Here is a 17,801-nt window from a genome sequence, read left to right as displayed (position 1 = left end):
TCAACCGCATGACGAACAACGAGATCGCGCCCTTCCGGATCGCCGTCGCCCAGTCCGACCTCGACGACCTGCGCACCCGGCTCCGGCGGACCCGGTGGACCGACGAGCTGCCCGGCGCGGGCTGGGAGCGCGGCGTGCCGGTGGGCTACCTGAAGGGTCTCGCCAGCTACTGGGCCGAGAAGTTCGACTGGCGGGCCCAGGAGGCGCTGCTCAACTCCCACCCGCAGTTCACCACGGAGATCGACGGCCAGCGGGTGCACTTCCTGCACGTCCGCTCGGAGCGCGCCGACGCGACGCCGTTGCTGCTGATCCACGGCTGGCCGGGTTCGGTGGTCGACTTCCTCGACATGATCGCGCCGCTGACCGCCCCCGGGGCCGGCGAGCCGGCGTTCCACCTGGTCATCCCGTCGCTGCCCGGCTTCGGCTTCTCCGGCCCGACCACGGGGACCGGCTGGACGGACACCCGGATCGCCGCCGCCTTCGCGGAGCTGATGGCCCGCCTCGGCTACGACCGCTACGGCGTGCAGGGCGGCGACGTCGGCGCGTTCGTCGGCCCCGCGATCGGCCGGATCGACTCCGCGCACGTGATCGGGATCCACGCCAACGCGCTCGTCACCTTCCCGACCGGCGACCCCGCCGACATGGCGGCCCTGACCGACGCGGAGCGGCAGCGGCTCGCGGCGATGAAGAACTTCCAGGACGACATGTCGGCGTACATGCAGCTGCAGGGCACCCGGCCGCAGACCATCGCGCACGCGCTCGCCGACTCGCCGACCGGGCAGCTCGCCTGGATCGTCGAGAAGTACCGGGAGTGGACGGACGCCGCCCGGGACCTGCCCGAGGACGCCGTCGACCTCGACCGCCTGCTGGCCACCGTCAGCGTCTACTGGTTCACCGACACCGCGCGCAGCGTGGCCAACTCGTACTACGAGCGCTTCCACGACGCGGCCATGTGGGCCCCGAAGCCGCCGGCCACCGTGCCGACCGGGGTCGCGGTGTTCGCCACCGCCGACTACGCCATCCGGCGGTTCGCGGAGAAGGCGCACAACATCACGCACTGGTCGGAGTTCTACCGGGGCGGGCACTTCCCGGCCCTGGAGGCGCCGGACCTGCTGGTCGGCGACATCCGCGCGTTCTTCGCCTCCCTGTAGGACCGCAGCCGCCTCGCCTCTCGCCGCCGCGCCCCTCGCCAGGGCGCGGCGGCGGACGCGCGCCCGAGTGCCCCCGCCGGCCGCTCAGCTCACAACGGAAGATCCGTCAGGACGAGTACCCGTGGCTCGGTGTAGTCGTCCATCGCCGAGCGCAGCCCCTCCCGCCCGACCCCGGAGTCCTTCGTGCCCCCGTACGGCATCTGGTCCGCCCGGTACGACGGCACGTCCCCGATGATCACCCCGCCCACGACGAGCTCCCGGTGCGCCCGGAACGCGAGGTCCAGCCGCCGGGTGAACACCCCCGCCTGGAGCCCGAACGCCGAGTCGTTGACCGCCGCGAAGGCCTCGTCCACCGAGTCGACCGCCGACAGGACGAGTACCGGCCCGAAGATCTCCTCGCGGTTGACCTTCGCGTCGGCGGGCACGTCCACCAGGACCGTGGGGGCGTAGGAGGAACCGTCCCGGGTGCCGCCGCACAGCACCCGGGCCCCGGCGGCGACGGCCTCGGCCACCCAGGACTCCACCCGCCGGGCCGCGTCCTCGCTGATCAGCGGGCCCACCTCGGTCGCCTCGTCGCTCGGGTCGCCGTCGCACAGCGCGCCGACGGCCTCGACGATCCGGAGGGCGAGGGCCTCGTAGACCGGGGTCTCGGCGTAGACCCGCTGGACCTTGATGCAGCTCTGGCCGGCCTGGTACGTGGCGAAGGTGGCGATCCGGCCGGCGGCCCGGTCGAGGTCGGTCCAGTCGGCGCAGACCACGGCCGCCGCGTTGCCGCCGAGTTCGAGGGTGACGTGCTTGCGGGGCACGGCCTCCTTGATGGCCCAGCCGACGGGCACGGAGCCGGTGAACGACACCACGGGCAGCCGGGGGTCGGCGACCAGCGCGGGCATCCGGTCGTTGGGGACCGTCAGCACCGACCACATGCCGGCCGGCAGGTCCGTCTCGGCCAGCAGTTCGCCGAGCAGCAGGGCCGACAGCGGGGTGGCCGGCGCGGGCTTGACGAGGACGGGGGCCCCGACGGCGAGGGCGGGCGCGAGTTTGTGCGCGACGAGGTTCAGCGGGAAGTTGAACGGCGCGATGCCCAGCACCGGCCCGCGCGGGAACCTGCGGACGAGGCCCAGCCGGCCGGTGGCGGCCGGGTCGGTGTCGAGGCGTTGCAGGTCGCCGGAGTAGCGGCGGGCCTCCTCGGCCGCCCACCGGAACGTCGACACCGCCCGGCCCACCTCGGCCCGCGCCCACCGGACCGGTTTGCCGTTCTCGGCCGTGATCAGCCGGGCGACCTCCTCGGCGCGTTCGGCCAGCCGCCGGGAGACGTGGTCGAGGGCGGCGGCCCGCGCGTGGGCGGGGAGCGCCGCCGCCTCATCGGTCACCGCGACGGCGGCGGCGACGGCGGCCTCGACGTGCCCGGGGCCGGCGACGGCGACGGTCGCGACCAACACCCCGTCGTAGGGATGGTGCACGTCGAAGGTCGCCTCGCTGGTCGTCCGCACCCCGGCGACCCAGAATTCTGTTGTTTCCATATCTGGAGAGCTTGCCAGCAACGGAATCAGTTGACAAGATGAGGTTCTGCTACGGTATACGAGGAGAACCTGGATGCCTGCCCTACGCAACCACATCGACGGCGGGTACGTGGACCCCGTCGACGGCACGTACGCGGACCTGGTCGACCCGGTCACCGGCGAGGTCTTCGCGAGCGCGCCGGTCTCCGGACCCGCCGACGTCGACCTGGCCATGGCCGCCGCCGCCCGCGCCTTCGGGACCTGGCGGGACACGACCCCCGCCGACCGCCAGCGCGCCCTGCTGCGGATCGCCGACGCCGTCGAGGCCCGCGCCGACGACCTGATCGACGCCGAGTGCGCCAACACGGGCAAGCCGCGCGCGGTGACCGCGTCGGAGGAGCTGCCGGCCATGGTCGACCAGCTCCGGTTCTTCGCCGGCGCGGCCCGGATGCTGGAGGGCCGCTCGGCGGGGGAGTACCTGGCCGGGCACACCTCCTACGTGCGCCGCGAGCCGATCGGCGTCTGCGCCCAGGTCACCCCGTGGAACTACCCGATGATGATGGCGGTCTGGAAGCTCGCCCCGGCCATCGCGGCCGGCAACACGGTCGTGCTCAAGCCCTCCGACACCACCCCCGTGTCCACCCTGCTGCTCGCCGGGATCGCGGGGGAGTTCCTGCCGCCCGGGGTCCTCAACGTGCTCTGCGGCGACCGGGCGACCGGCCAGGCGCTGGTGGCGCACCCGACGCCCCAGATGGTGTCCATCACCGGTTCGGTGCGGGCCGGGATGGAGGTGGCGGGCGCGGCGGCCGGCGACCTCAAGCGCGTACACCTCGAACTGGGGGGTAAGGCCCCGGTCCTGGTCTTCGACGACGCCGACGTCACCGCCGCCGCCGAGGGGATCGCCCTGGCCGGCTACTTCAACGCCGGCCAGGACTGCACGGCCGCGACCCGGGTCCTGGCCACCCCGGGGATCTACCCGGCCCTCGTCGCCGCGCTCGCCGCCCAGGCGAGGAACACCGAGACGGGTACCGGGCCGGACGCGCTCTACGGGCCGCTCAACAACGCCGCCCAGTTCGCGCACGTCACGGGCATGGTGGACCGGCGACCCGACCACGCGACGCTCCTGGCCGGCGGCCACCGGGTCGGCGACCGGGGCTACTTCTACGCCCCGACCGTCATCGCCGGCCTGCGCCAGGACGACGAACTGTCCCAGCGGGAGATCTTCGGACCGGTGATCACCGTCCAGGAGGTCGCCGACGAGGACGAGGCGCTGCGGGCCGCCAACGGGGTCCGCTACGCCCTCGCCGCCAGCGTCTGGACCGCCGACCACGGCCGGGCGACCCGCGCCGCGCGGGCCCTGGACTTCGGCTGCGTCTGGATCAACACCCACATCCCCCTCGTCGCGGAGATGCCGCACGGCGGGTTCAAACACTCGGGCTACGGCAAGGACCTGTCGGGCTACGGCTTCGAGGACTACACGAGGATCAAGCACGTGATGAGCAACCACAATGTCTGAGTCCGCGAAACTGCACGACCGCCGGCTCCGCGCCGTCGCCCAGGGCGTCGGCAGCGTCACCAGCTCCTACGTCTCGCACGGCCGGGGCGCCACCGTGGTCGACGTCGACGGCCGGGAGTGGATCGACTTCGCGTCCGGGATCGCCGTCACCTCCGTCGGGCACGCCGACCCGAGGGTGGTCGCCGCCGTCCAGGAGCAGGTCGCCCGGTTCGCGCACACCTGCTTCATGGTCGCGCCGTACGAGTCCTACGTCGCGGTCTGCGAGCAGCTCAACGCCCTGACCCCGGGCACCTTCGAGAAGCGGTCGGCCCTGTTCAACTCCGGCGCCGAGGCCGTGGAGAACGCGGTGAAGATCGCCCGGCACGTGACCGGCCGGCCGGCCGTCGTGGTGTTCGACCACGCCTACCACGGCCGCACGAACCTGACCATGGCGCTGACCAGCAAGGCGATGCCGTACAAGCACCGGTTCGGCCCGTTCGCGCCGGAGGTGTACCGGGTCCCGATGTCCTACCCCTTCCGCGACGGCCTCGACGGCCTCGACGGCCCGGCGGCCGCGGCCCGGGCGATCGACGTGATCTGCAAGCAGGTCGGCGCGGACAACGTCGCGGCCGTCCTCATCGAACCGGTCCAGGGCGAGGGCGGCTTCATCGTGCCCGCCCCCGGGTTCCTGCCCGCCCTGGCGGAGTGGGCCCGGGGCAACGGGGCGCTGTTCGTCGCCGACGAGATCCAGACCGGGTTCTGCCGCACCGGGGACTGGTTCGCCTGCCACGACGAGGGCGTGGAGCCGGACCTGGTCACCACGGCCAAGGGCATCGCGGGCGGCATGCCGCTGGCGGCGGTCACCGGGCGCGCGGAGTACATGGACGCGGTGCACCCTGGCGGGCTCGGCGGCACGTACGGCGGCAACCCCGTCGCCTGCGCGGCGGCCCTGGCGACCCTGGAGACGATGCGGGTCCTGGACCTGTCGGCCGCCGCGCGCCGGATCGGCACGGTGCTGACCTCGCGGCTCGGGGCGCTCGGGCTGTCCGGGGAGGTCCGGGGGCGCGGGGCGATGGTCGCGGTGGAGTTCGTGCTGCCCGGCTCGCTGGTGCCGGACCCGGGCCGCACCCAGGCCGTGGCGCGCGCGTGCCTGCGGGACGGCCTGCTGGTCCTGACGTGCGGCACGTACGGCAACGTGCTGCGGCTGCTGCCGCCGCTGGTGATCACCGACGCGCAGCTGGCGCGCGGCATGGCCATCCTGGAGGACGCGCTGCGGGCGACGGCCGGGTGAGAGACTGCTCCGGGGGCCGACCCTCAGGAATCAGTTTTCCGTTGTCAGATCATATATTGACTACGGAATCACTTGCCAAATACCCGCTGACGTATAGGATTTAGTTGTGACCGAGAACCTCGTACTCGATGACGTGAACAAGCGCCTCGTCGAACTCCTCCAGAAGGACGGCCGGACGTCGTACGCGGCGCTGGCCAAACTGGTCGGGCTGTCCGAGGCCGCGGTCCGCCAACGCGTGCAGCGGATGCTCGACACCAACGTCATGCAGATCGTCGCCGTCACCGATCCGCTGACCCTGGGCTTCGCCCGCCAGGTGATGATCGGCATCAAGGTGACCGGCGATCTGAAGGCCGCCGCCGACACCATCGCGCTGATCCCCGAAGTGGACTACGTCGTCATCTGCGCCGGCGGCTACGACCTGCTGGTCGAACTCGTCTGCGCCGACGACGAGCACCTGTTGACCCTGCTCAACGACGCGATCCGCACCGTCCCCGGGGTCACCGCCACCGAAACGTTCGTCTATCTCAAGCTGACCAAACAAACCTATGCCTGGGGCACCCGTTGACATCCTCCCCGCCCTAGGGCGGGGACTCCGCCGAGCCTTCAGCTCGGGCTGGTGGTTGGCGCGGCACGAAAGGAGGTCCCTGGTGACTGATACGCCCGTTGTTCACCGGGGGGCTGTGTCCGTCCCGCCCGGTCGCCCGCAACGCGCGGGCGAGGATGTTACATGCCGCGTTGACGTCGGCGTGGGCCTGAAGTCCGCAGGCTACGCACCGGAACACCGCTTGGCTCTCGCGGTTGTCCGGGGTGTTGTGCCCGCAGGCGTTGCAGGTCCGCGACGTGTACGCGGGGTCTACTCTCAGCACCGTGGTGCCGGTGCGTCGTGCCTGGTTGCGCAGGGCCAGTTCGAACTGTCCCCAGCCTTTGGTGAGGATGGCCCGATTCAGGCCCGACTTCTGGGCGACGTTCCGGCCGGGTCGTTCGATGGTGCCGGCGGCCGAAGCTGTCATGTTCGTGATGCGCAGGGCCTCGATCCCGACGAGTGCGTTGTCGGCGCACAGGTCGTGGGCAAGTTGGTGGCAGAAGTCGGCCCGCCGGTCCCGGATGCGGGCCCACATCCTGCCGAGTTGGGCTCGGGTGTTCTTCGCCCGTTGGGACGTCTTCGCGGCGTGGGCACGGCGATGGCGTTCCTGCCGCGATGCCCTACGTTGCAGGGCGAGCATCCGGCGCTGTTCGCCAGGCGTGGTGAACCCGCGGTCGGCGAGCCGGCCATCGGAGGTGGCGACGGCGACCACTACACCTCGGTCCACGCCGACCGCCGTGTCAGGGCGGTCGTGCTTACCGGGTGTGGTCTGCCCGTCCTCGACCAGCAGGGACACCCACCACTGTCCGGCCGTATACGACACCGTCGCGGAACGGACGGTCCCACCGGGCGGCCTCGACCAGCGGAACGCGACCCAGCCGAGTTTCGGGAGTTTCACCCGGCCGACCTTGCGTCCGAGCCGTTCGACCAGATGGGAGTTCCCGCGCTGGGGCATTCGCATGGACGGGGCCCAGCGGGACCGGCCCCGCCAGCGCGCCGCCCGTGTTCCCCGGTCTCGGCAGGCCCGGTCGAGGTCCATCAACGTCTGCTGTAACACATCGGCGGGCGGCTCGGTCAGCCACGGAAACTCCGTCTTGGCGTCGGCCATCTGCCGGGCCTGCTCCACGTAGCTGATCCAAGCGCCCCGACGCCGGTATTCCCGGCGCTGGTGCAGGCCTGTGTTCCACACCGACCGGCACGCACCCGCCCACTGCTCCAGTGCGCCGGCCTGTTCGGGCGTGGGCGCGAGCCGGTACCTGCGCCCGGTCAGCAACGTGCCCACACATCCACAGATTGGACCGTACAGGCCGGGTACGACATCCATGGTCGTCCTCTGGCGGACACGTGAGCTTTGATTCCCCTCCGGCCTGAAGGCCGAGACCTTCCGAAGGAGTACCGATGACCACTGACAACCTCTGGATGCACTTCACCCGCCGATCGTCCTACGTCGACGCCCCCGTGCCGACGATGGTGCGCGGCGAGGGCGCCTACGTCTACGACGACAAGGGCCGCCGCTACCTCGACGGCCTGGCCGGCCTGTTCGCCGTGCAGATCGGCCACGGCCGCCAGGAGCTCGCCGACGCGGCGGCCAAGCAGATGGCCGAGCTGGCGTACTTCCCGATCTGGTCCTACGCGCACCCGATGGCCCTGCGGCTCGCGGAGAAGATCGCGTCGCTGGCGCCCGGTGACCTGAACCAGGTCTTCTTCACCACCAGCGGCTCCGAGGCCGTGGAGTCCGCGTGGAAGCTGGCCCGCGCGTACTACAAGAAGACCGGCCGGCCGAACAAGCACAAGGTCGTCAGCCGCTACATCGCCTACCACGGCACGTCGATGGGCGCGCTGTCCATCACCGGCCTGCCGGGGATCAAGAGCGACTTCGAGCCGCTGGTACCCGGCGCGATCAAGGCCTCCAACGCCAACTACTACCGCGCGCCCGTGCACGGAGACGACCCGGTCGCGTTCGGCCGGTGGGCCGCCGAGGAGATCGGTCGGGCCATCGAACGGGAGGGCGCCGACACGGTCGCGGCGGTGTTCGTCGAGCCGGTGCAGAACTCCGGCGGCTGCTACCCGCCGCCGCCCGGCTACTTCGCCCGGCTCCGTGAGATCTGCGACGAGCACGACGTGCTGCTCGTGTCCGACGAGGTGATCTGCGCGTTCGGCCGGCTGGGGGAGTACTTCGGCGCCACCCGCTACGGCTACCAGCCGGACATCATCACGTGCGCCAAGGGCATGACCTCCGGGTACGCCCCGCTCGGCGCCATGATCGCCTCGGACCGGCTGGCCGAGCCGTTCCTGAAGGGCGACGCGACCTTCTACCACGGCATCACCTTCGGCGGGCACCCCGTCTCGGCGGCCGTCGCGCTGGCCAACCTGGAGATCTTCGAGCGCGAGGACGTCCTCGGCCACGTCCGGCGCAACGAGGGCGCGTTCCGGTCCACCCTGGAGCGCCTCAACGACCTCCCGATCGTGGGCGAGGTCCGCGGCGACGGGTACTTCTACGGGATCGAGCTGGTCAAGGACAAGGTCACCCGGGAGACGTTCGACGACGACGAGTCCGAGCGGCTGCTGCGCGGGTTCCTGTCCAAGGCGCTGTTCGAGGCCGGGCTCTACTGCCGGGCCGACGACCGGGGCGACCCGGTGATCCAGCTGTCCCCGCCGCTGATCTGCGACCAGACCCACTTCGACGAGATCGAAGGGGTGTTGCGGTCGGTGCTCACCGAGGCCGGCACGATGCTCTGAGGCGCGAAGCTCTGACCCCGGTCCTGGTGGGCCGGGGTCAGACCCGTGTCGCCGGGCCTCCGGGTCGGGGGTCCGCGCGGGGCGGACGCGGGCCCGACTGCCCCGGGGAGCCGAGGGAGGCGCGGGCGGACCCGACTCCCCGAGAACCTGATGGACGCGCGGCCGGGTCCGGAGTCCCGGCGGCTGGTCTACCGCGCCCCGAGTGAGCTCAGCCAGTCGAGCAGCCGCGCGCCCTCGCGCTCCATCACCCCCGGATCCCGCAGCGCGTTGGCCAGCAACGACATGCCCTGGTACCCGGCCACCAGCGTCAGGGCGAGCCCGTCCGGATCGGGCAGCCCTGCCGCGCGGAACTGGTCCGCCGCCCAGTCGAGGAGCCGCCGGATCACCACCGCGGCCTCGGCGTCGAGGGTGCCGTCCGCGCGCTTGTCGAGTTCGGCGGCCAGGGTGCCGGTCGGGCAGCCGTACCGGGCGGCGAGGTCGCGTTGGCCCACCCAGGCCTCGACGAGGGCCCGGAGCCGGTCGAGCGGGTCGGGCAGCTGGTCTAGGCGGCCGGTGAGGTCGTCGAGGTGCGCGGTGTGCTCGGACAGCGCGGCGCGGACCAGGTCGTCCTTGGTCTTGAAGTAGTAGTAGACGTTCCCGACGGGTACCTCCGCCGCGCTGGCGATGTCGGCGAGCGTGGTGCGTTCGACGCCCCGCTCGTGCAGGACCTGGGCCGCCGCCGCGGTGAGCCGGCGGCGCTTGTCGGCCGCCCGGACGGCCCGCGTCGGTACTGAGTTAGTCACCCAACCAACTATAGACAACGCCCGGGAGGGCTGTGCTACCTTCTTTTGAGTCAGGCAACTAACTCACTTGGAGTACACGATGATCGTAGTAACGGGAGCCACCGGCAACATCGGACGGACCCTGGTGCCGCTGCTGGCCGGGGCCGGCGAGGAGGTCGTCGCGGTCTCACGCCGCCCACAGCCCGCGGGATCCGCGGCCGGGGTCCGGCACGCGGTGGCCGACCTCGGCTCCGCCGCCAGCATGCGGCCGGTCCTCGACGGCGCCGACGCGCTCTTCCTCCTGCTGGGCGGCGAGCTCAACGGCCACGGCGAGCACCCCGCCGCCCTGCTGGACGCGGCCGTCGACGCCGGGGTCAAGCGGGTCGTCCTGGTCTCCTCCCAGGTCAGCGCCACCCGGCCGGACGCCCCTTCGCACCACCGGCTCCGCCGGTTCGAGGCGGCGGTGCGCGGGTCCGGGGTGGACCACACGATCCTGCGCCCGGCCGGGTTCGCGTCCAACGCGTTCGCCTGGGCCGAGTCGGTGCGGACCCGACGCGTGGTTCTCGCCCCGTTCGCGGACGTGGCCCTGCCCGTCGTCGACCCGGCCGACATCGCCGAGGTCGCCGCCGCCGCGCTGACCGGGCCCGGCCACGCCGGCCGCGTCTACGAGCTGACCGGCCCGGAGGCGGTCAGCCCACGCCGGCAGGCCGAGGTGCTCGCCGGGGCGCTGGGGGAGGAGGTCGCGTTCGTGGAGCTGTCCCGGGCCGAGGCCCACGCGCACCTGGCGCGGTTCATGCCCGAGGAGGTCATCGGCGGCACCCTCGACGTCCTCGGCGTGCCGCTGCCGGCCGAGCGGGTCGTCAGCCCCGACGTGGCCACCGTCCTCGGGCGCCCGGCCGGGCCCTTCGCCGACTGGGTCACCCGCAACCTGCCGGCCTTCCGCTGACCCACACCCTCGAAAACCCAGCGGGGGTACCTGGCGGGGCGGCACGACAGCGGGCGGACGGCCGGGGCGTCCGGCGGTCCCGCGTGCCGCCCGGACCCCGCGTCGGCGCCGTGGGTCTGGAGCCGACCTGGAGCCCGGCTGGAGGAAGCCCGGCCAGGCTGGACCTCCACCCCCACGGAGGACGGAGCGACACGATGGAGCTTCCCACCAGGCGCTGGCTGCTGACCCGGGCCGCGCTCACCGCCGCGACGATCGCCGCCGTCCCCCTCGGAGCGGCACCCGCCCCGGCGGCCGGAGCCGCACCCGCCACGGCCGCCACGGCCCTCCCCGTGGTCGACATGGAACTCGTCCTCCTGGCCGCCCAGCTCGACCCGCCCAAGCCGGACACCGGCCTGACCCCGGGCGCCAAGGCCCACGTGCTCGCCGTCGAGCAGGCCCTGAACACCAAGGGCCTGCTCGCGGCGTCCGCCGTGGACGGGCACTACGGCTCCTCGACGGTCTCGGCCTACGCGGCCTGGCAGCGCCACCTCGGCTACTCCGGGATCGACGCGAACGGCCTCCCCGGCGTCACCTCGCTGACCAGGCTCGGCGAGACCCGCTACACGGTGACCAGGCCGGTGCGCGCCGGCTCCCGGACCGACGAGTACGGCGGCCGGCAGGTCAACACCCGCACCGCCACGATGCTCGCCGCCGCCGACGCCATCCTGCCGTGGGGCGTCACGCTCAGCCAGGGCTCCTACACCACGGAGGACCCGACCTCGGCGGGTACGCACGACGGCGGCGGGGTCGTCGACATCTCCGTGGCGGGGCTGTCGACGACCCAGCGCTGGCGGCTGGTGCTGGCGTTGCGCACGATCGGCTTCGCGGCGTGGCTGCGTACCCCCGAACAGGGTTTTCCGTTCCACGTCCACGCCGTCGCGGTGAGCGACCCGGAGCTGTCGGCCCCGGCCCAGCGCCAGGTCCACGACTACTACTTCGGGCGCAACGGCCTGGCCAGCCACGCGCCGGACGACACCCCGACGGCGTACCGGGCGCCGTTCACCTGGTGGGAGAAGTCCCAACGCGCCTAGCGGTGTTGGCGGACAGCGGGGCGCGGCCCCGGGCACGTAGGGTTGCCCGGCCGGCGCGGACGGGTCGCCGACCCCCGTGGGAGGCAGGTCGTGCGTTTCGGGATCCTCGGGCCCCTGCGGGTGTCCGACGACACGCGGCCGGTGGTCTTGGGCGCCCGCAACCTGCGGATCCTGGTGGCGACGTTGCTGTGCCAGCCCAACCGGGCGGTCGCCGTCGACACCCTGCTCGACGCGATCTGGGACTCCGCCCCGCCGAGGACCGCCGGCAAGAACCTGCACGTCTACGTCCACCAGCTGCGCCGGACGATCGGCGAGACCCGCGTCGTCCGGCACCCGCACGGCTACGAACTGGTGGTCCACGACGGCGAACTGGACGCCGACGTCTTCCGGGCCCTGGTCCGGCAGGGCGGGCGGGCCGTGGCCCGCGACGACCTGAGAACCGGACAGGACCTGCTGGCCCGGGGACTGGCGCTCTGGCGCGGGCCGGCCCTCGACGACCTGGCCAACCTGGCCGTGCTGCGCGAGACCGTCGTGCACCTGACGGAGCAGCGCCTGGCGGCGGTGGAGGACCGCGTCGACGTCCAGCTCGCACTGGGGTCGCACCACGACGCGGTGGCCGAATTGAGCGCGCTGGTGCTGGAGCATCCGTTGCGCGAGCGCCTCCGGGGCCAGTTGATGCTGGCCCTGTACCGGTCCGGGAGGCAGGCCGAGGCGCTGCTCCGCTACCAGGACGGCCGGCGGATCCTCGCCGACGAACTGGGGATCGAACCGAGCCCGGAACTGCAACGCCTCCAGCTGACCATCCTGCGCGGGGACGGGGCTGAACCGCCGACCCTGCGCGGAGACGGTCCGGAACGGCCGGCCCTGCGCGGGGACGGTCCGGAACCGCCGGCCGGCGCGGACCCCCACCCCGGGCCGCCCCGGCAACTGCCCGCCGACGTCGCCGCCTTCACCGGCCGCGCGGCGGAGGTCGCCGAGATCTCCCGGCTGCTCGCGGGTGCGGCGACGGTGTGCGTCGCGGGGATGGGCGGCGTCGGGAAGACGACCCTGGCCGTCCGGGTGGCGCACGAGGCGCAGGACCGGTACGCCGACGGCTGCCTCTTCGTGGACCTCCGGGGCACCGACCCAGACCCGCCCGACTCCCACCAGGTCATGGGCTCGGTCCTGCGGTGCCTCGGACTTCCGGGTTCCGCGATCCCGGAGGACCGGCAGGCGCGCGCCGGCCTGTACCGCACCCGGCTCACCGCGAGCGACCTGCTGCTGGTGCTGGACAACGCCGCCGACGAGCGGCAGGTCCGCCCGCTGGTTCCGCCCGGCGGTCGGTGCGGCCTGCTGGTGACCAGCCGCCGGCTGCTCGCGGGCCTGGACGACGTCCATGTCGTCGAGCTGACCGTGCTGCCCGCCGCAGCCGCTGTCGACCTGCTGGCCGCGTTCGCCGGCGGGGACCGGATCGCGGCCGAGCCGGACGCGGCCCGGGACCTGGTCGAACTGTGCGGACGGCTGCCGTTGGCGGTGCGGATCGTGGGCGGCAGGCTCGCCCGGCGCGGCGCGGGCCCGCTGTCCCGGATGGCCGCCCGGCTCGCCGACCGCAGGTCCAGACTGGACGAGCTGACGGTCGGCGACCGCGACGTCCGGGCGGTCCTCGCCCTGAGCGTCGGCCGGCTCGACCAGCCGTCGGCCGTCCTCCTGCGCCGGATGGGCATGCTGCCCGTCACCGAGTGCGCGCCGTGGACCGCCGCGGCGCTCCTGGGGGTTCCGCTCCGGGTCGCCGAACGGGTGTTGGACGGCCTGGCGGAGGTGTCGCTGGTCAGCGCGGCGGAGGACGCCCACCGGTTCCGGCTGCACGACCTCGTGCAGCTCTACGCCCGCGAACAGGTGGACGACGACGACGTCACCGCCCTCCGCCGCGCGTACGGGACCCTGCTCGACCTCGCGCTGAGCGCCGACGCCGCGCTGCCCGTCCGCCTCTACCCGACCCCGGCGTCCCCGGAGGCCCCGGGGCCCGCCGGGGCGGGTCGGCCGTGGTTCGCCGCGGAGTCCACCCTGTTGCTGGCGGCGGCCCGGGACGCCGCCGAACGCGGCTGGACGGACCTCGCCTGGCGACTGGTCACCGCGATGACGAACTGCGCGATGCTGGACCACGGCGTCGACGAGTGGATCCCCGCCGCCGAACGGATGCTGGCCGCCCTCGACGAGACCGGGGACGGGTACGGCGACCTGCTGCTGGGCCTCGGCATCGTGCGCCAGAACCAGGGGCAGTTCCTCCCCGCGCGCCGACTCCTGCGCCGGGCCCGGCGGGTCTTCGCGCGTCGCGGGGACGCGCGCCGGGCCGCGACGGCGGCGATGCAGCTGAGCGTGTCCTGGCGGGCCCAGGGCGAGGTCCGGCCGGCGGCGGCGGCCGTCGAGTGGGCCCTGGCCCGCCTGACGGTCGGACCCCGGCACGCGCAACTCGGCTGGGCGTACCTCACCCAGGGCCATCTCCTCCTGGAACTGGGGCGGGACCTCCCGGCCGCCCGGGCCGCCTACCGGCGCGCGCTGGCCGTGCTGGAGGCCACGGGGGACCGGACCGGCGAGGGCAACGCCCTGACCGCGCTGGCGTCCTCGCTGGTCCAGCACGACCCCGACGGCGAGGCGGAGGCCCTGTACCGGCGGGGGCTGGCGATCCTCGCCGAGACCGGGGACATGGTCGGCCTGTGCGTCGCGCGCACCGGGCTGGCCAGGGAGCGGCTGATCGCCGGTGACCTCGACGCCGCCCGGTCGGAGGCTGACCAGGCCCTGTCGGCGGCGCGGGCGCTGCGGATCCAGCCGGTGCTGCAGTTCGCCCTCATGCTCTCGGGGCGGATCGCGTCGCGGCTGGCCGGCTCGGAGCACGCCGGCCGGTGGTTCGCCGACGCCGCCGCCGTGGCGCGTTCCTCGAGCCGTCCCGGCTCGCAGGCGTCGGCGTTGTTCCAGCTGGCCGGGGCCTGTTGGGATCTGGGCGACCACGAGGAGGCCCGCGCGGCCGGCCGCGAGGCGCTCGACCTGTACGTGGCGATCGACTCCCCGGCCCGGCACGAGGTGGCGGCGTGGCTGGCGGAACGGGGCGTCCCGGTCGCGCCGGCCCCGGCGTCAAGCGAGCGTTCAGCGGATAGTGCGCCGGTCGGTGGCGAGGACAATCCACAGACATGGATTCGGTACTGACGCAGGTGCTCCTGCCCGTGGCCCTCGGGATCGTCATGCTGGGCCTGGGCCTCACGCTGTCCGTCGCGGACTTCCGCCGGGTGCTGGTCTTCCCCCGGGCGGTCCTCGTGGCCCTGGTCTGCCAGATGCTCGTGCTGCCACTGGTCTGCCTGGGCATCGTCCTCGCGTTCGACCTGCCGCCGTTCCTCGCCGTGGGCATGCTGCTGCTGGCCGCCTCGCCCGGCGGCACCACGGCGAACCTCTACAGCCACCTGTTCGGCGGCAACGTCGCGCTGAACGTGACCCTGACGGCTGTGAACTCGGTCCTGGCCGTGTTCACGCTGCCGGTCGTGGTCAACCTCGCGCTGGGGTACTTCGTGCGCGACGCCGACCAGATCGGCCTGCAGTTCGACAAGGTCGTGCAGGTGTTCGCGATCGTGCTGGTGCCGGTGGCCGTGGGCATGCTGGTGCGGAGCCGGGCGCCCGCGTTCGCCGAGCGGATGCGCGGGCCGGTGCGGATCTTCTCGGTGGTGGTGCTCGTGCTGGTGATCGCCGGGGCGATCCTGAAGGAGAGGGACAACATCGCCGGGTACTTCGCGGTCGCCGGCGCGGCGGCGCTGGCGTTCAACCTGGTCAGCCTGGCCGTCGGCTACTACGCGCCGACGCTGGCCGGGGTGGGGCGGTCGGAGTCGGTGGCCGCCGCGATGGAGATCGGCATCCACAACGGAACGCTGGCCATCGTCATCGCGACGACCCTGCTGCACAACACGGAGATGGCCGTCCCGGCGGCGGTGTACAGCCTGATCATGTTCTTCACGGCCGCCGGGTTCGGCTACCTGGTCCGGTCCCGTGCGACCCGGGCAATCTAAGGGGAAAAGAACGAATAGCGCCGGCGGTATTACCTCTCGGTGAATATCGGAATGCGATCCGTGCGCGGATTCCGTGCCGCGGAAAAGCGCGAAACATACGCCGGGTACCCAATGCCGGCGCACCCGATAAAGGCCCCGCGCATTCCGACTGTGCTTAACGGCACACTGGTGGAATTCTCCCGTTCGTCATACTGAATCCGCACGAGACGCCCAGTCCCGCCGCCTGTTCCGCCGGGGTCAAACTGGCAGGTCACGCCACTTGATGTTCTACTTTTAGGACAGCTAACCGCGTGGTGAATCGGAGTGTCATGGCCGAGGTGCAGCAGTTCGCGCTCGGGTGGGTCACCCCCGTCGCGGCATACGTGATCGCGGTATTCGGTTGCGGTATCGGACTGGTCTGCACGTCCAATGCGCGCCATCACCCGTCCATGGCCGGCCGGCAGTGGTGGCTCGTCGCGGGCGCCTTCTCCATCGGCTGTTGCGGGATCTGGACGATGCATTTCACCGCGATCGTCGGCTTCGACGTCCCGGGCACGGACCTGCGCTACGACCCCGCCGTGACGGCCGGGAGCGCGCTGATCGCCGTCCTGTCCGTGGGCATCGGCCTGTTCATCGTGGGCTTCGGCGACGCGTCGGTCTGGCGGATCCTGCTCGGCGGTGTGTTCACCGGCCTCGGCGTCGCCGCGATGCACTACACGGGCATGGCGGCGATGCGGATGGGCGGCACGGTCAGCTACGACCCGGCGTACTACGTGGCCTCGGTCGTGATCGCCGTGGCAGCGTCCACCGTGGCCCTGTGGTTCACCCTGAAGATCCAGCGCTGGGCCTCGATGGCGGGCGCCGCCCTGATCATGGGCCTGGCCGTGGTCGGCATGCACTACACCGGGATGTTCGGGATCCAGGTGCACCTGCACCGGGCCGCCGAGGTCTCCGGCGGGGTCAACCGGTTCGTGTTCATCGCGCCGATCGTGGCGATCGTGGGCTGCACCCTGTTCGGCCTGCTCTTCGTACCCCTCGACCAGAACCGCAAGCCGGCCACGAAGCCCGAACCGACCCGGGTCGCCTGACGCATCGACGGATCCTGTCGCATAGGCGGAAATCCGCGAACCCGGTCACAATGGCGTCGAACGATCGAGGGGCCACGGATCGAGAGGCGCGGACCAGTGACTGAGGCGACCATCCAGGCGAACGAGACGACCATCCCGATGCTGCCGTGCGTGTCGGTGGACGACACCGTCGCGTTCTACGAGATGCTCGGCTTCGCGGTGACGTACCGGCAGGCGAAGCCCTACGTGTATCTCGCGCTGAGCATGAGCGGTTTCCACCTGCACTTCACGGGGGCACCGAAGGACCTGGACCCGGCGAAGGAGGCCGGCGGCTGCTGCCTGGTGATGGTCGACGCGGTCGCCCCGTACCACGCCGCCTTCACCGCCGCCATGCGCGCGGCCCACGGCAAGGTGCTGGCCACGGGGCAGCCGAGGATCACCCGGTACCGGCCCGGCGCGAGCCGGTTCACGCTGGTCGACCCCTCGGGCAACAGCGTCCTGTTCATCCAGCGCGACGAGCCGATGGAACTGGAGTACGGCGGGTCCAAGGAGCTCGACGGGCTCGCCCGGGTCCTCGACAGCGCCCGGATCCTCCGCGAGTTCAAGAACGACGACCGGGCCGCGTACCGGACCCTCACCTCCGGGCTGCGCCGGCACGGCGAGAAAGCCCCGGCGGTGGACCGGGCGCTGGCCCTGGCCGCCCTGATCGAGGTGGCGACCGCCCTCGGCGAACCCGAGCGGATCGAGCCGCTGCTGGAGCAACTGCGGGCGATCGCGCTCACCGGACCGGAGCGGCGACGGGTCTCCGAGGAGCTGACCGTCGTCGAGGGGATGGCGCTGTGGCGGGACGGCGCCTGACAGCCGTACCCGTCGAAGGGTCGGGGGGTTTCGGGCGTCGGACCCCTGACCTGCCCGCTAAGGGTCAAGATCGGGGTTGTTCCCGATGCGGGTGGGCCGGCCGTGACGGATCGTTGAGGGCATGACGAAGACGATGAGCAGGCCCCGTAATCGCGTGATCGCCGGTGTGTGCGCCGGGCTGGCCGACCGGTTCGGGATGAGCCCGAACACCGTCCGGCTCCTGTTCCTCCTGTCCTGCCTGCTGCCGGGTCCGCAGTTCCTGATCTACATCGCGCTGTGGATCATCATGCCGAGCCGGGACCACTAGCCCGACCCGCCCCGTGGTCGCGCGGAC

15 protein-coding genes are annotated in these 17,801 nt (G+C 72.5%); 12 read left to right on the top strand and 3 right to left on the bottom strand.

Annotated features, from left to right (window positions below; genetic code table 11):
- The first annotated feature begins 8 nt into the window (after positions 1-8).
- Entirely contained in the window at positions 9-1,151 is a 1,143-nt protein-coding gene (locus AB0M43_RS05485; RefSeq protein WP_363721427.1) for an epoxide hydrolase family protein, read from the top strand.
- A gap of 89 nt (positions 1,152-1,240) precedes the next feature.
- On the opposite strand, the gene AB0M43_RS05480 is transcribed toward AB0M43_RS05485, so the two are convergent.
- Positions 1,241-2,671: an aldehyde dehydrogenase family protein gene (locus AB0M43_RS05480; protein ID WP_363721425.1), complete on the bottom strand. Its 1,431-nt coding sequence runs from the start codon at positions 2,669-2,671 to the stop codon at positions 1,241-1,243.
- Between the two features lie 73 nt (positions 2,672-2,744).
- Between AB0M43_RS05480 and AB0M43_RS05475 the strand changes: the two genes are divergently transcribed.
- The 3 genes from AB0M43_RS05475 (at position 2,745) to AB0M43_RS05465 (ending at position 6,001) form a co-directional block, all read left to right on the top strand.
- Entirely contained in the window at positions 2,745-4,166 is a 1,422-nt protein-coding gene (locus tag AB0M43_RS05475) for an aminobutyraldehyde dehydrogenase (RefSeq protein WP_363721424.1), read from the top strand.
- A complete protein-coding gene (gene gabT, locus AB0M43_RS05470) occupies positions 4,159-5,436 on the top strand; it encodes a 4-aminobutyrate--2-oxoglutarate transaminase (RefSeq protein ID WP_363721422.1) in 1,278 nt (425 codons plus the stop codon). Before AB0M43_RS05475 ends, gabT begins: the two co-directional genes overlap by 8 nt.
- Positions 5,437-5,542: 106 nt before the next feature.
- Positions 5,543-6,001 (top strand): Lrp/AsnC family transcriptional regulator, encoded by a 459-nt coding sequence (locus AB0M43_RS05465; RefSeq protein WP_363721420.1) that lies wholly within the window; start codon positions 5,543-5,545, stop codon positions 5,999-6,001.
- A 13-nt stretch (positions 6,002-6,014) separates the two neighbouring features.
- Here AB0M43_RS05465 and AB0M43_RS05460 read toward each other — a convergent pair whose 3' ends face one another.
- Positions 6,015-7,301, bottom strand: coding sequence for a transposase (locus AB0M43_RS05460; protein WP_363721419.1), 1,287 nt, complete (start codon positions 7,299-7,301; stop codon positions 6,015-6,017).
- 116 nt (positions 7,302-7,417) lie between these two features.
- Between AB0M43_RS05460 and AB0M43_RS05455 the strand changes: the two genes are divergently transcribed.
- Positions 7,418-8,758, top strand: coding sequence for an aspartate aminotransferase family protein (locus tag AB0M43_RS05455; protein ID WP_363721417.1), 1,341 nt, complete (start codon positions 7,418-7,420; stop codon positions 8,756-8,758).
- 188 nt (positions 8,759-8,946) lie between these two features.
- On the opposite strand, the gene AB0M43_RS05450 is transcribed toward AB0M43_RS05455, so the two are convergent.
- Positions 8,947-9,540, bottom strand: a complete 594-nt coding sequence (locus AB0M43_RS05450; protein WP_363721415.1) for a TetR/AcrR family transcriptional regulator — start codon at positions 9,538-9,540, stop codon at positions 8,947-8,949.
- Positions 9,541-9,619: 79 nt separating this feature from the next.
- Here AB0M43_RS05450 and AB0M43_RS05445 point away from each other — a divergent pair, with 79 nt between their 5' ends.
- From AB0M43_RS05445 to AB0M43_RS05415, 7 genes are all read left to right on the top strand, one after another.
- Positions 9,620-10,465: an NAD(P)H-binding protein gene (locus AB0M43_RS05445; RefSeq protein WP_363721413.1), complete on the top strand. Its 846-nt coding sequence runs from the start codon at positions 9,620-9,622 to the stop codon at positions 10,463-10,465.
- Between the two features lie 194 nt (positions 10,466-10,659).
- Positions 10,660-11,535, top strand: a complete 876-nt coding sequence (locus AB0M43_RS05440) for a peptidoglycan-binding protein (RefSeq protein ID WP_363721411.1) — start codon at positions 10,660-10,662, stop codon at positions 11,533-11,535.
- A 90-nt stretch (positions 11,536-11,625) separates the two neighbouring features.
- Complete coding sequence (locus AB0M43_RS05435; RefSeq protein ID WP_363721409.1) at positions 11,626-14,715, top strand: BTAD domain-containing putative transcriptional regulator; 3,090 nt, start codon at positions 11,626-11,628, stop codon at positions 14,713-14,715.
- Positions 14,700-15,563 (top strand): bile acid:sodium symporter family protein, encoded by an 864-nt coding sequence (locus tag AB0M43_RS05430; RefSeq protein WP_363721407.1) that lies wholly within the window; start codon positions 14,700-14,702, stop codon positions 15,561-15,563. The genes AB0M43_RS05435 and AB0M43_RS05430 overlap by 16 nt, the downstream gene beginning before the upstream one ends.
- A gap of 308 nt (positions 15,564-15,871) precedes the next feature.
- The gene (locus tag AB0M43_RS05425) at positions 15,872-16,630 is read left to right on the top strand and encodes an MHYT domain-containing protein (protein WP_363721405.1); all 759 of its coding nucleotides are present in this window, start codon (positions 15,872-15,874) and stop codon (positions 16,628-16,630) included.
- A 96-nt stretch (positions 16,631-16,726) separates the two neighbouring features.
- On the top strand, positions 16,727-17,467 hold the full coding sequence (locus AB0M43_RS05420; RefSeq protein WP_363721403.1) for a glyoxalase: 741 nt from the start codon (positions 16,727-16,729) through the stop codon (positions 17,465-17,467).
- A 121-nt stretch (positions 17,468-17,588) separates the two neighbouring features.
- A complete protein-coding gene (locus AB0M43_RS05415; RefSeq protein WP_363721402.1) occupies positions 17,589-17,774 on the top strand; it encodes a PspC domain-containing protein in 186 nt (61 codons plus the stop codon).
- The last annotated feature ends 27 nt before the right edge of the window (positions 17,775-17,801 follow it).

The organism is Longispora sp. NPDC051575, from assembly GCF_040681875.1.
Classification (GTDB): Bacteria; Actinomycetota; Actinomycetes; order Mycobacteriales; family Micromonosporaceae; genus Longispora.
This window is presented reverse-complemented; position numbering and strand designations above follow the sequence as displayed.